A 12,899-nucleotide genomic window follows, 5' to 3' on the forward strand; every position below is an offset into this window, starting at 1 on the left:
CGCCAGGGCGCTGTTGGAAAATTCAGGCGAGCTTCTTCGCGTCGCCAATGTCGAGCGACTCTACATCGGCGAACCGCACGATGTCGTCCTCGCCCAGGTAGCCGCCGGTCTGGACCTCGACCACTTCGAGGGCCATCTTGCCGGCGTTCTCCAGCCGATAGACCGCACCGACGGGGATGTAGATCGACTCGTTCTCCTTGACCAGCACCGTCTTGTCGTCGCACACCACGCGCGCCGTCCCCTTGACCACCACCCAGTGCTCGGCGCGATGGTGGTGCATCCGCAGCGCCAGCCGCGCACCCGGCTTGACCGTCAGCCGCTTGACCGCGAAGCGCTCGCCGTCGTCGATGCTGTCGTAGGCGCCCCAGGGCCTTGGAATGCGGCGGTGCCGGGTGGCCTGGCTGTGGCCGTGGGTCGTCAAGAGCGCGACCACGTCCTTGACCTGCTCGGCGCAATCGCGGTGCACGACCAGCAGCGCGTCCGGCGTGTCGACCACCAGCAGGTCCTTGGTGCCGAGCGCCACCACCGGGCGGCTCGGCGCGTGAATGAAGGTGTTGGTCGCGCCCATGGCGAAGCCCTGGCCGCTGATCCGGTTGCCGTTGGCATCGGTGTCGTGGAGGTCGGCCACTGCGTTCCAGCTGCCCACATCGCTCCACCGTCCCTGGAAAGGGATGACCGCGACCCGATCGCATTTCTCGAGCACGGCGTAGTCGATGCTCTGGCTGCGGCAGCGCCCGAAGGCCGGGCCGTCCATGCGCAAGAAGTCGCCGTCGGTTTCGATCGCGACGGTGGCCAGCCTGCAGCTTTCCAGGATGTCCGGGGCATGCGCCTGCAGCGCCGCGATCAGGACCTTGGCCTGGACCAGCAGGATGCCCGCATTCCACAGGTGGCCGCCTTCGAGCAGCAATTGCTCGGCGCGCTCCGCCCCCGGCTTCTCGATGAAGGCGGCGACCGCATGGCCGGCCTCGTCGCCCAGTGCGGCCTCGAGCGGCTGGCCCTGGCGGATGTAGCCGTAGGCCGTGCTGGGGAACGACGGATCGACGCCGAAGGTCACGAGGTAGCCGGCCTGCGCCGCCGGGATGCCCTTCTGGATCGTGGCGACGAAGCGATCGGCCTCCGGGATGTGGTGATCGGCCGGCGCGAACAGCAGCAGTTCCTCCGGGTCGGCCAGCAGCGCAACGGCTGCCATCGCCGCGGCGGTGTTGCGGGCCACCGGCTCGAGCAGCTGCTTGCCGCTCACCAGTGCGGCGTCGATCGCCTCCTGCACCAGGAATCGGTGCTCCTCCGCGGCCACGCAGGTCACTTCGGGATTGAGCCGGCGCAGACGCTCGAGCGTCAGCAGCAACAGGCTCTTGTTGCCGATCAGCGGCGCGAACTGCTTGGGCAGCGTCTTGCGCGACAGCGGCCAGAGCCGGGTGCCGCTGCCGCCGCACAGGATGACCGGCTGGATGCGGGTCACCGTGAACCCTCCCCGCTGACGACGGCGCGCACGGTCCTGAACAGGATCTTGATGTCGAGCCACAGCGACCAGTTGGTGACGTATTCCACGTCGAGTTCGACCCGGCGCGCATAGGAGAGCCGGTTGCGGCCGCTGACCTGCCAGAGGCCGGTGATCCCGGGGCGCATCGCGCAGTAGTGCGTCCAGCCGCGGCCATAGAGGCTGCGCTGGCGCTCCATGCAGGGCCGCGGGCCGACCAGACTCATGTCACCCTTGAGGACGTTCCAGAACTGTGGCAGTTCGTCCAGGCTCAGCTTGCGGATGACCGCGCCGATCGGCGTGATGCGGGGGTCCTTTTCCAGCTTCTGGAACGTGTCCCACTCGGTACGCGCCATGTCGCTGCGGCTCAGGAACTCGTCAAGGACATGGTCCGAATTGCGCACCATCGAGCGGAACTTGTAGAAGCGGAAGCGCTGGCCGCGTTCGCCGAGTCGTGTTTGCCAGAAGTGCACCGGCCGGCCCATGCTGATCAGCACGCCCAGGGCCACCATGAGGTAGAGCGGGCCGAAGAGGGTGAAGAAGACCAGCGCCCCGACAATGTCGATGGCGCGCTTGATGATGCGCTGACCGAGCGAAAGCCGGGGCAGGGTGGCCTCCAGCGGCGGCGCGGACGGGCCCCCGCCGTCTGGGGGAAAGCGTCGGACCACGTTGCCGGTGGTTGTCGAATCGGAACGAAACATCTGAAATTCCCCCGTAACGGGTACTGCCTCAACCTAGAGCGGGGCAGTGTAACGCTTTACTACTATCGGCAAGAATTTGAACATATGTTGTGGCCTTCGTGGTGTCATCAAAAGCCTTACATAGTCCTCCAAAAGGCGTAGGCTGGTCCCTCTTCTCCGGGTCTCAACAAAGGGCGGGGGCCGGCTCAGCGATTTCAAGTGTAGTCCTTTTGTATAACAAATTGTTAACGCGGACGAACATCCTGGTGTTGTTTCTGCACGCCATTCGCGCTTTCGCGGATTAATACCGATGGTTTCGTTTGTGAAACGCCCCCCGGCGCCCCGGATTGCCGACCCAACCAGCCGATGAACGGTCGAAAATCGGCGACGGGCGTACATCAGAAACGAAAAAGGGAGGCCGAAAGGCCTCCCTTGAATGGAATGCGTCGGAGAGGAGACCGGCTCTCGCCCGATCTCCGCCGCCGCCTCAGTGCGTCGCGCCGACGCCGCGGGCTGCGTCCTCGAAGGGCAGCGTCATCGATGCCAGGTCGCGGCGGGTCTCCACCAGCACCAGCGGACCCTCGTCGATCACGATCGCCGGCGGGCGCTCGCGAGGCACATGCTGGGGCTTGGGCTCGGCGGCAATCGCAGCCCGCACCTCGGCCACGCGTTCGGCGTCCGAGTTGACCCAGTGCAGACCCGAGCCTTCCGCCACCTGGGCCAGCTCGTCGAGCGGCAGCTCGAAGGGCTGGACCTTCGGCAGGGCCCGCGAGGAGGGCGCCTTGGCCTCGACCACGATCGGTGCCGCGGGCGGCGCGACCGGGCGCTCCGTGCGCACCGGCGCCGGCGGCAGGCTCGACCTGGCGACGACTTCTTCCGCTTCGACAGGGGCAGTGGCCGTGGGCGCGGTCTCTGCCTCGCCGGCTTCCTCGCGCGGGCCGCGCTCGCGCCGGTCACGACCGTAGCGGTCGCGCGAACGGCCGCGGCGTTCTTCGCCGTCACGGCGCGGTGGCGCGTCGCCCTGGTCTTCGCTGCCCGGGGCGTCGGAGGCGCCGACCGCGCCCGCTTCGGGCATCGCCGAACCGGCTGTGCCCGCTGCTTCCGGCAGGCGTGCCGGCGCGTCGCTGCGCCGCTCGCGTCGGCCGTCGCCTCGCTCGCCGCGCGGCGGGCGGTCTTCGCCACGCCCGCTGCGTGCGCCGCGCTCGTTCGGAGCGCCGTCCGGGCTGGCTTCGCCCTGGGCGTCGCGGGCCATGTCGCCATTGCGTTCGCGGCCGCCGTCGCCGTTGCGCTCGCTGCGTTCACGGCGCTCGCCGCGTCCGCTGCGCGGTGCGCGCTCGGCCGGGACGGCTGCTTCGCTGCCCTCGCCGGCATTCGGCGCGAGCGCCTGGACGTCGAATTGCACGTCGGCGGCTTCGGCCGGCAACGGGCGGGCTTCGCCGTCGCGGCGTTCGCCGCGGCCGCGGCGCTCGCCTTCGCGCGGGGCGCGGGCTTCGCGCGGTTCACGCGCCTCGCGGGGCTCCCTCGGTTCACGGACCTGGCTGTCGGTGCGCGCCTCGCCGCGGGTTTCGCGGCCTTCGCGGCGCTCGCCATCACGGCGCTCGCCGCCGCGGCCGCCGCGGCGTTCGCCGCCACGGCCTTCGCCACCGCGGGCCTCGCCATCCCGGCCGCCGCGGCCTTCACCACGGCCGCCACGGCGTTGCTCGCCGTCGCGCGCGGTGCGCGCGCCTTCGCCATCGCGTCCGCCGCGTCCATCGCGGCCTTCGCGGCGCGGCTTCGGCGCCTCGACCGGAATCACGGCCGGTGCCGGCGCCGGCGCGGCGGCCGGGGTGCCGCCGAACAGGCTCTTGATCCAGCCGAACAGGCCGGATTCGGCCGATTTCGCAGGCACCGCCACCGGTGCGGGGGCTGCGACGGGCGCCGGTGCCGCCACCGGCGGACGCACCGCTTCGGGCTTCGGCACCGCGACCGGCGCCGGCGCGTCGGGCAGCACGCCCTTGATCACCGGCGTCTGCTTGTTGGTCGGCTCTTGCGATCGGCGCGTGACCGAGGTCGGGTCCTCGATCTCGTCGGCCATCTTGTAGCTGGCCTCGATGTGGTCGAGGCGCGGATCGTCGTGCTTCAGGCGCTCGAGCTTGTAGTTGGGCGTCTCGAGCGTCTTGTTGGGCACCATCAGCACGGTCACGCGCTGCTTGAGTTCGATCTTGGCGATCTCGGGACGCTTCTCGTTCAGCAGGAACGACGCCACCTCGACCGGCACCTGGACATGCACGGCGGCCGTGTTGTCCTTCATCGACTCTTCCTGAATGATGCGCAGGATCTGCAGCGCGCTCGATTCGGTGTCGCGGATGTGGCCCGAGCCGCCGCAGCGCGGGCAGGGGATCGACGAGCCTTCGCTGAGCGCCGGCTTCAGGCGCTGGCGGCTCATTTCCATCAGGCCGAACTTGCTGATCGAGCCGAACTGGACGCGGGCGCGGTCTTGCCGCAGCGCGTCGCGCAGGCGGCTTTCGACCTCGCGACGGTTCTTCGACTCGTCCATGTCGATGAAGTCGATCACGATCAGGCCGCCGAGGTCGCGCAGGCGCATCTGGCGCGCCACTTCGTCGGCCGCTTCGAGGTTGGTGCGGGTCGCGGTCTCCTCGATGTCGCCGCCCTTGATGGCGCGGGCCGAGTTGACGTCGACCGAGACCAGCGCCTCGGTGTGGTCGATCACGATCGCGCCGCCGCTCGGCAGCTGCACCGTGCGGGCATAGGCCGATTCGATCTGGTGCTCGATCTGGAAGCGGCTGAACAGGGCGGCGTCGTCGCGGTAGCGCTTCACCCGGGCGGCATGCTCGGGCATCACGTGCGCCATGAACTGCTGCGCCTGGTCGTAGATGTCGTCGGTGTCGATGAGGATGTCGCCGATGTCGTGATTGAAATAGTCACGGATCGCGCGGATCACCAGCGAGGATTCCTGGTAGATCAGGAAGGCGCCCTTGGCGCCCTTGGCGGCGCCGTCGATGGCGCTCCAGAGCTTGAGCAGGTAGTTCAGGTCCCATTGCAGCTCGGGCGCCGAGCGGCCGATGCCGGCGGTGCGGGCGATGATGCTGGCGCCCTTCGGGTACTCCAGCTGGTCCATCGCCTCCTTGAGCTCGGCCCGGTCGTCGCCCTCGATGCGCCGGCTGACGCCGCCGCCGCGCGGGTTGTTCGGCATCAGCACGACATAGCGGCCGGCCAGCGAGATGAAGGTCGTCAGGGCCGCGCCCTTGTTGCCGCGCTCTTCCTTCTCGACCTGCACCACCAGTTCCTGGCCTTCGCGGATCGCGTCCTGGATCCGGGCCTGGCTGGCCGAGACGCCCTCGGCGAAGTACTGCTTGGAGATTTCCTTGAACGGCAGGAAGCCGTGGCGGTCTTCGCCGTAGTCGACGAAGCAGGCTTCCAGCGAAGGCTCGACGCGCGTGACGACGGCCTTGTAGATGTTGCCCTTGCGCTGTTCGCGCCCTTCGATCTCGATTTCGTAGTCGAGGAGCTTTTGCCCGTCGACGATGGCCAGGCGGCGCTCTTCAGGCTGCGTGGCGTTGATCAGCATCCGTTTCATGATGCGTTGTCCTTATGTCTGTTCGTATCGCTCTTACCGGTCCATGACGGACCTAACGATGCACGGACGACGCTCACGAAACGAAGGAATTGCCGCTAAACCCAGGCTGCTGGGGCCGACCGCGCGAACGCGGCCAACCACACCGAGAGTCAACTCGATGTCAGACGGGGTGGGGGCGCGTGGATGAGCGCAAGCCGCATGAGGTGTCGATCTGCTATTGGTTTAATAGCAGCTGGCGCAGGGGTGGCGCGCGCTGGCGGAGATTCAATGGCTGACGCTGCCGGCTTTTGCCAGCGCAGGATCAGTTGAATCAGCAGCATCAACACAAGGGACTCGCTTCGATCCGCCGGCAGATTGGGGCCTGCCGGCTGGGTATTCCGTATCGGTGTTTCGTGGGCGTCGGCTTGACTCGGGGACAGGGCCCGCCGCCTTGCGCTCTTGCGCGTGGCCTGCGGACGCTGCCCCAAAGCGGCATCGACCTCACAGCGCTCCCTGCAGTGCTCTAAACTTCTGATTAATCAAGCACTTACAAGACCGCGCTGGTGAAAAACATTATAGGTGCGAAGCCGGCCCCCGCGGCGGCAGAAGTTCGCTTTCTGACGGTCGACGAGGATTCCGCCGGCCAAAGGCTGGACAACTACCTGTTCCGCCATCTCAAGGGCGTGCCCAAGACCCACGTCTACCGGATCATCCGATCCGGCGAGGTGCGCATCAACAAGGGACGTGCCCAGGCCGAGTCGCGGCTGGCCGCGGGCGACGTACTGCGGCTGCCGCCGGTGCGGGTGTCGGCGCGCGCGGAGGAGGGCGCCACGCCGGCGGCGCCGGCGCGCGAATTCCCGCTGCTGCTCGAGGACGAATCGCTGCTGGCGATCGACAAGCCGGCCGGGGTCGCGGTGCACGGCGGCAGCGGCGTCAGTTTCGGTGTGATCGAGCAGCTGCGGCGGGCCCGGCCGGCGGCGCGCTTCCTCGAACTGGTGCACCGGCTGGACCGCGAGACTTCCGGCATCCTGCTGGTGGCCAAGAAGCGCAGTGCCCTGACCGCGCTGCAGGACCAGTTCCGCGAGCGCGAGACCGGCAAGACCTACCTGGCGCTGGTCGAAGGTGCCTGGCCGGCCAACAAGAAAGTGCTCGACGCGCCGCTGGCCAAGTACCTGCTGCCGACGGCCGCGGGCGCCGCCGAGGGGGAACGGCGGGTCCGGGTGGTCGCCAAGGACCACCCGGACGCGATGCGCGCGGTCACGCTGGTCAGGGTGCTCGCCCGCTTCCCGCTCGCCGGCGATGCCGCCGGCTTCTCCCTGCTGGCCGTGACCATCAAGACCGGCCGCACCCACCAGATCCGCGTCCATCTCGCCTCGGCCGGGCATCCGATCGCCGGCGATGACAAATACGGCGTCTTCGAGCGCAACCGGGCCTTGCAGAAGCTGGGCCTCAAGCGCATGTTCCTTCATGCGTGGCGGCTCCAGTTCACCCATCCCGCGAGCGCCGAGCGGGTCGCGCTGCAAGCCGACCTGCCGCCCGAACTGCATGCACTGATGCCGCCCGCCGCGCTCGATGCACTCGCCACCCATCCTTTCGTCCAAGCCCATGACTGACACCCGACCCCGCCGCTTCGACCTGATCGCCTTCGACTGGGACGGCACCCTGTACGACTCCACGCGGCTGATCGCCCGCTGCATCCAGGCCGCCGTGGTCGACGTCGGCGGCGCCAGGCCGAGCGAGAGCGACGCCGCCTGGGTGATCGGCCTCGGCCTGGCCGAGGCGCTGGCCCGCGCCGCGCCGGACGTGCCGAAGGAGAAATACGCCGAACTGGGCCACCGCTACCGCTTCCACTTCCTGCAGCACCAGGACGACCTGGTGCTGTTCGACGGCGTGCTGGAGATGCTCGATGCCCTTCGTGCGCGCGGCCACAAGCTGGCGGTGGCCACCGGCAAGTCGCGCCGCGGGCTGGACGAAGCCCTGTCCACCGTTGCGCTGCGCGATCGCTTCGACGCCTCCCGCACCGCCGACGAGACCTACGGCAAGCCGCACCCGCGCATGCTGCTCGAACTGATGGAAGAGCTGGAAACCCCGGCCGACCGCACGCTCATGATCGGCGACACCACGCACGATCTGCAACTGGCGATCAATGCCGGCTGCGCCGGTGTCGGCGTCAGCTACGGCGCCCATGCGCCGGACAGCTTCGACGCCCTGGCGCCGCTGCACGTGGCGCACTCGGTCGCCGGGCTCTCGCAGTGGCTGGCCGCGAACGCCTGAGGCTGCCATGATCGAGCCGATTCCCCTGTGCAACTCGGCCGACTTGGTCGAGGGCGGCCGGGCGGTGCCGTTCGACGTCGTCCATGGTGGCGAGACCTGCCGCGCCTTCGCGGTGCGCTTCGAAGGCGCGCCCCATGCCTACCTGAACCGCTGCAGCCACGTGGCGATGGAAATGGACTTCCAGCCCGACCGCTTCTTCGACGACTCGGGCCAGTGGCTGCTGTGCGCGACCCATGGCGCGGTGTACAAGCCGGACACCGGTGAATGCGCCGGCGGGCCCTGCCGCGGCGGCCTCGTGAAGATCGCACTGAGCGAGCGGGACGGCGTGGTGCACTGGCATACTGCCTGGAACCTTCAAGCAGCCTTCTGACATGACCGATTCCAACCGCACGGAGCCCGAGGGTTTCGAGCCCTTCGAGCGCACGGCGCCCCCACTTTCCGCAGACGGCACGAGAACCATGGCAAAGAACGATCCGACCTCATCGCCGGGCTGGGAGCGCGCGACGCTCGAGAAGCTGGCTTTTGCCGCGGTGCGCGAGCAGCGCGCCACCCGCCGCTGGAAGACCTTCGTCCGGCTGAGCTGGCTCGCGTTCTTCGTCTTCCTGCTCTGGTTCGCGATGTCGCGCGGCACGCCCGCATCCGCCAAGGCAACGCCGCACACCGCGGTGATCGAGATCAAGGGCGAGATCGCCGCCGGTGCCGATGCCAGCGCCGAATTCGTGGTCGCCGCGATGAAGACGGCCTTCGAGGACGACGGCGCCAAGGGCGTCGTGCTGCTGATCAATTCGCCAGGCGGCAGCCCGGTGCAGGCCGGCATCATCAACGACGAGATCAAGCGGATGCGCGCCAAGTACAACAAGCCGGTCTATGCGGTGGTCGAGGAAACCTGCGCCTCGGCGGCCTACTACATCGCCGCCGCGACCGACAAGATCTTCGTCGACAAGGCCAGCATCGTGGGCAGCATCGGCGTGCTGATGGACGGCTTCGGCTTCACCGGCCTGATGGACAAGGTGGGCGTCGAGCGCCGGCTGCTCACGGCGGGCGACAACAAAGGCTTCATGGACCCGTTCAGCCCCTTGAACGACGCCCAGAAGGCGCACGCGCAGCAGATGCTCGACCAGATCCACAACCAGTTCATCGAGGTGGTCAAGAGCGGTCGCGGCGATCGGCTCAAGACCGACACGCCGGGGCTCTTCAGCGGCCTGTTCTGGAGCGGCCAGCAGTCGATCGAACTGGGCCTCGCCGACCAGCTCGGCAATGTCGACTTCGTCGCCCGCGACGTCATCAAGGCCGAGGAAGTGATCGACTACACGCGCCGCGACAACGTCGCCGAAAAATTGGCCAAGAAGTTCGGCGCGGCGCTGGCGGATGCATCGGTCCGGGCCCTGCACGCAGCGCCGGCCCTGCGCTGAGCCGGCCGCCGGGCCGCTGCTGTCACGCCGGATCGACGTGACGCGCCGAGAGCGCCAGTGCCGCGGCGAAGGCCACCACCAGATAGAGCGCATGGGTCAGTGAACTGACCTGGGCCAGGAAGCCGATCACCGGCGGGCCCGCCATGAAGCCGAGATAGGCCAACGCCGACACGCCCGCGATGCCGCGGGTGGGCTCCACGCCCGGCACCCTCGCCGAAGCCGCGAACAGGATCGGCACCACATTGGCGAAGCCGACGCCGACCCCGGCGAAGCCGACCAGTGCGAGCCAGGGCCGGTCGGTCAGCAGCACCAGGGCCATCGACCCCGCGGCCAGCAATGCGCTGGCGCGCAGCAGCACGGGCGGCGCGAAGCGGGCGCGAAGCGCATCGCCGCCGAATCGGGCCAGCGCCATCGCCGCCGAGAAGCTGGCGTAGGCCAGCGCCGCCTGCTGCTGCGGGCTGCCGAGTTCCTGCTGCAGGTAGAGCACGCTCCAGTCGTAGATCGCACCCTCGGCGATCAGTCCCAGCGCCGCCAGCAGGCCCAGCAGCGCCAGCGCGCCGCGCGGCAGCCGGAAACCGTGATCGGCGCTGGCAGAGGCCGTGGCCTCGCGCGGGAGCATCGAGCGGGCCGCCACGACGACGGTCAAGGCCATTGCGCCGGACACGAGCAGCAGGTGGAACTGGGGGCGCAGCCCGGCCGCGAGCGCGGCGCCGCCGGTCACGGCACCGACCATGCCGCCCAGGCTGAACATGCCGTGCATCCCGCTCATCAGCGGCTGCCCGCAGCGAAGCTCCAGCTGTGCGGCTTCGGCGTTGATCGCGACGTCGAACACGCTGGTGACGATGCCGAACACCGCCAGCAGCCCGAGCAGGGCGGTGAAGGTCGGCATCGCCAGCAGGCCGGCGAGCAGCAGGGCGTAGGTCGCGCCGCAGACGGCGGCGGTTCGGCGGGCGCCCGCGCGGCCGATCCAGCGGCTGGCCTGGGTCAGGCCGACCAGGGCGCCGACGCCGGCGGCCAGCATCGCGAGGCCGAGTTCCGCCTCGTCGACGCCGTAGTGGGCCTTCACGGTCGGGATGTGCACGCCCCAGGTCGCGAAGACGAAGCCCGAACAGAAGAATTGCGCCCGCGCAGCCCAGCGCATGCGGTTGGAAATTTCCATCTGCGAGCGGGCCTCAGCGGCCGATCGCGAACACCGCCGGCGCGCGGGCGTCGGCCGCCATCGGCTTGGCGCGCCATCCCTTCACCGTGTCGCTGCGCACGCTGCTGGAGGCGAGCGTCAGTCCACGCGCCACGGCCAGCCGGGTGTTGTGCTGCAGCGTCTGGGTCAGCGCCTGCAGCAGGGCGGCGTTGCGGTAGGGTGTCTCGATGAAGAGCTGGGTCTGGCCGGTTCGCAGCGCGAGCGATTCGAGTTCGCGGATCCGCTGGGTGCGCGCGTCGGCTTCCTGCGGCAGGTAGCCGACAAAGGCGAAGTTCTGGCCGTTGAGGCCGCTGGCCGCCAGGGCGAGCAGCAGGGAGACCGGTCCTGTGAGCGGAATCACGACGATGCCGAGCTCGTGCGCAGCCCGGGCCACCGACGAGCCGGGATCGGCCACCGCCGGCATGCCGGCCTCGCTGAGCAGTCCGACATCGTGGCCGGCGAGGGCGGGCGCGAGCAGGGGCCGGGCATCGAACTGCCCCGCATGATCGCCCTTCTTGTGGACTTCGCGCGGCAACTCCTGGATCTGCTGCGACTGCAAGGACACCGCAAGCGGGCAGACGGCATCGATGCGCTTGAGGTAGGCGCGCGCCGACTTGGCGTTCTCGCAGATCCAGTGGGTGATGCCGGCGGCCGTCGCCAGCGTGCCGCGCGGCAGCGCGTCTTCGAGCGGTGCCTGTTCGTCGCAGCCGAAATCGAGCGGCGCCGGCACCAGGTAAAGCTTTCCCAGGGCCGGGGTGCTCACAGCAGGTCGACTCCGGCGGCGCGCAGCATGCGCGCGGTGCGGATGAGCGGCAGGCCGACCAGCGCGGTGGGGTCGTCGCTGTCGATCGCCTCCAGCAGCGCGATGCCAAGGCCCTCGCTCTTGGCGCTGCCGGCACAGTCGTAGGGCTCCTCGGCGCGCAGGTAGCGCTCGATCGCGGCGTCTTCCAGATCGCGAAAGACCACCCGGACCGGCGCCAGGTCGCGCTCGGCGAAGCCGCTGGCGTGACAGACCACTGCGACCGCGGTCTGGAAGACCAGGGTCTGGCCGCGCATGCGCCGCAGTTGTTCGGTGGCGCGCGCGTGGTCGCCGGGCTTGCCCAGGGGCTCGCCCGCGAGGTCGGCGACCTGGTCGGAGCCGATCACGACGGCCTGCGGAAAGTGGCGGGCGACCGCGTTCGCCTTCTCGAGCGCCAGCCGCTCGGCCAGCGCGCGCGGCGCTTCGCCCGGCAGCGGGGTTTCGTCCACCTCCGGCGCCTGGACGTCGAAGGGCAGCCGCAGGCGCGTCAGCAGTTCGCGCCGGTAGCGGGAGGTCGAGGCAAGGATCACTTGGCGTTGCATGGTCCCGATTGTGCGTGAGCGGTTTAGACTGGCGTCGATGAGCAAAGAATTTGTCCCCGGCCGGCTCGACGTCAACGGTTTTGCCGACGCAGCCGCGACCCTGTCCGGCAACGACCCCGTGTCGGGCTTCGAGCGCCTGAGCGCCGAACTCGCCGACCCTTCAGCCGACGCCACGGTCCGCTGGGTCGCGACCGGGCAGTCGCGCAGCGGCGCCGACGGCGCCCCGGTGCCGTGGCTGCACCTCGACGCCCAGGCGAGCGCGCCCCTGATCTGCCAGCGCTGCCTGGCGCCGGTCGAACTCGCGCTGAAGGTCGATCGCTGGTTCCGGTTCGCGCCCGACGAGGCCACCGCGGCGGCCGAGGACGAGGTGGCCGACGAGGATGTGCTGGCCGCCAGCCGCGATTTCGACCTCCATGCGCTGATCGAGGACGAACTGCTGATGGAAATTCCCGTCACGCCGCGGCACGAGGTGTGTCCGCAGCCGACCCGGCTGTCGGCCGCCGACCCGGACTTCGACGGCGCCGAAGCGGCCCGGCCCAACCCGTTCGCCGTGCTCGGCGCCCTGCGTTCGGACAAGTCCGACAAGGGCTGAGCACACGCCGGTGGCCCGGGTGCTGGCCTTGACGCTATCGATGGGCTATAATCATGGGCTTCGCGCGCGCCGAATGAGCTTGCGTGCACACCGCCAACCCACCCAACATTTCCAGGAGCCATCATGGCCGTCCAGCAAAACAAGAAGTCGCCGTCGAAGCGCGGCATGCACCGCTCGCACAACGCGCTGGGCGTGCCCGGCATCGCCGTCGAGCCGACCACTGGCGAGACGCATCTGCGCCACCACATCAGCCCGAACGGTTTCTACCGTGGCCGCAAGGTCCTCAAGACCAAGTCCGAAGCCTGATTCTTGCTCCCAGGCCATGGCCCGAGGCTACTTTTCCTGTAGCGTCGGGCCTTTGTTTTGATGGCTACGTCCTTAGCATCCGCT

12 protein-coding genes are annotated in these 12,899 nt (G+C 69.2%); 6 read left to right on the plus strand and 6 right to left on the minus strand.

Annotation, left to right across the window (positions count from 1 at the left end; translation table 11 throughout):
• Positions 1–22: 22 nt before the first annotated feature.
• The 3 genes from QZH52_RS04930 to QZH52_RS04940 all read right to left on the minus strand — a co-directional run bounded on the left by QZH52_RS04930 (position 23) and on the right by QZH52_RS04940 (position 5,734).
• Positions 23–1,459 (minus strand): mannose-1-phosphate guanylyltransferase/mannose-6-phosphate isomerase, encoded by a 1,437-nt coding sequence (locus QZH52_RS04930; RefSeq protein ID WP_301804770.1) that lies wholly within the window; start codon positions 1,457–1,459, stop codon positions 23–25.
• Positions 1,456–2,178 (minus strand): sugar transferase, encoded by a 723-nt coding sequence (locus QZH52_RS04935; protein WP_301804772.1) that lies wholly within the window; start codon positions 2,176–2,178, stop codon positions 1,456–1,458. Before QZH52_RS04935 ends, QZH52_RS04930 begins: the two co-directional genes overlap by 4 nt.
• A 466-nt stretch (positions 2,179–2,644) precedes the next feature.
• On the minus strand, positions 2,645–5,734 hold the full coding sequence (locus QZH52_RS04940) for an Rne/Rng family ribonuclease (protein WP_301804775.1): 3,090 nt from the start codon (positions 5,732–5,734) through the stop codon (positions 2,645–2,647).
• A gap of 542 nt (positions 5,735–6,276) precedes the next feature.
• Between QZH52_RS04940 and QZH52_RS04945 the strand changes: the two genes are divergently transcribed.
• From QZH52_RS04945 to QZH52_RS04960, 4 genes are read left to right on the plus strand one after another with little or no spacing between them, the layout of a single operon-like run.
• Complete coding sequence (locus QZH52_RS04945; RefSeq protein ID WP_286536950.1) at positions 6,277–7,326, plus strand: RluA family pseudouridine synthase; 1,050 nt, start codon at positions 6,277–6,279, stop codon at positions 7,324–7,326.
• Positions 7,319–7,987, plus strand: coding sequence for an HAD-IA family hydrolase (locus tag QZH52_RS04950; protein ID WP_301804778.1), 669 nt, complete (start codon positions 7,319–7,321; stop codon positions 7,985–7,987). The genes QZH52_RS04945 and QZH52_RS04950 overlap by 8 nt, the downstream gene beginning before the upstream one ends.
• A 7-nt stretch (positions 7,988–7,994) precedes the next feature.
• Positions 7,995–8,357, plus strand: coding sequence for a Rieske (2Fe-2S) protein (locus QZH52_RS04955; protein ID WP_301804782.1), 363 nt, complete (start codon positions 7,995–7,997; stop codon positions 8,355–8,357).
• A gap of 1 nt (position 8,358) precedes the next feature.
• Complete coding sequence (locus QZH52_RS04960; protein WP_301804784.1) at positions 8,359–9,399, plus strand: S49 family peptidase; 1,041 nt, start codon at positions 8,359–8,361, stop codon at positions 9,397–9,399.
• Between the two features lie 22 nt (positions 9,400–9,421).
• Here QZH52_RS04960 and QZH52_RS04965 read toward each other — a convergent pair whose 3' ends face one another.
• Genes QZH52_RS04965 through QZH52_RS04975 form a run of 3 tightly spaced genes read right to left on the minus strand, consistent with a single transcriptional unit; the run spans position 9,422 to position 11,917 of the window.
• Complete coding sequence (locus tag QZH52_RS04965) at positions 9,422–10,558, minus strand: MFS transporter (protein ID WP_301804786.1); 1,137 nt, start codon at positions 10,556–10,558, stop codon at positions 9,422–9,424.
• Between the two features lie 13 nt (positions 10,559–10,571).
• Complete coding sequence (locus tag QZH52_RS04970; protein ID WP_301804788.1) at positions 10,572–11,339, minus strand: SAM-dependent methyltransferase; 768 nt, start codon at positions 11,337–11,339, stop codon at positions 10,572–10,574.
• Entirely contained in the window at positions 11,336–11,917 is a 582-nt protein-coding gene (locus QZH52_RS04975; protein WP_301804790.1) for a Maf family protein, read from the minus strand. Before QZH52_RS04975 ends, QZH52_RS04970 begins: the two co-directional genes overlap by 4 nt.
• Before the next feature lie 37 nt (positions 11,918–11,954).
• Here QZH52_RS04975 and QZH52_RS04980 point away from each other — a divergent pair, with 37 nt between their 5' ends.
• On the plus strand, positions 11,955–12,509 hold the full coding sequence (locus QZH52_RS04980; protein ID WP_301804794.1) for a YceD family protein: 555 nt from the start codon (positions 11,955–11,957) through the stop codon (positions 12,507–12,509).
• A gap of 123 nt (positions 12,510–12,632) precedes the next feature.
• Positions 12,633–12,815: a 50S ribosomal protein L32 gene (rpmF, locus tag QZH52_RS04985; protein WP_028248601.1), complete on the plus strand. Its 183-nt coding sequence runs from the start codon at positions 12,633–12,635 to the stop codon at positions 12,813–12,815.
• The last annotated feature ends 84 nt before the right edge of the window (positions 12,816–12,899 follow it).

The sequence above is a fragment of the Variovorax ginsengisoli genome (assembly GCF_030486595.1).
Classification (GTDB): domain Bacteria; phylum Pseudomonadota; class Gammaproteobacteria; order Burkholderiales; family Burkholderiaceae_C; genus Variovorax; species Variovorax ginsengisoli_B.

Coding starts and splice junctions, on each gene's coding strand:
- QZH52_RS04935 (WP_301804772.1), bottom strand. CDS start 2,178: ATGTTTCGTTCCGATTCGACAACCACCGGCAACGTGGTCCGACGCTTT.
- QZH52_RS04940 (WP_301804775.1), bottom strand. CDS start 5,734: ATGAAACGGATGCTGATCAACGCCACGCAGCCTGAAGAGCGCCGCCTG.
- QZH52_RS04950 (WP_301804778.1), top strand. CDS start 7,319: ATGACTGACACCCGACCCCGCCGCTTCGACCTGATCGCCTTCGACTGG.
- QZH52_RS04955 (WP_301804782.1), top strand. CDS start 7,995: ATGATCGAGCCGATTCCCCTGTGCAACTCGGCCGACTTGGTCGAGGGC.
- QZH52_RS04960 (WP_301804784.1), top strand. CDS start 8,359: ATGACCGATTCCAACCGCACGGAGCCCGAGGGTTTCGAGCCCTTCGAG.
- QZH52_RS04965 (WP_301804786.1), bottom strand. CDS start 10,558: ATGGAAATTTCCAACCGCATGCGCTGGGCTGCGCGGGCGCAATTCTTC.
- QZH52_RS04975 (WP_301804790.1), bottom strand. CDS start 11,917: ATGCAACGCCAAGTGATCCTTGCCTCGACCTCCCGCTACCGGCGCGAA.
- QZH52_RS04980 (WP_301804794.1), top strand. CDS start 11,955: ATGAGCAAAGAATTTGTCCCCGGCCGGCTCGACGTCAACGGTTTTGCC.
- rpmF (WP_028248601.1), top strand. CDS start 12,633: ATGGCCGTCCAGCAAAACAAGAAGTCGCCGTCGAAGCGCGGCATGCAC.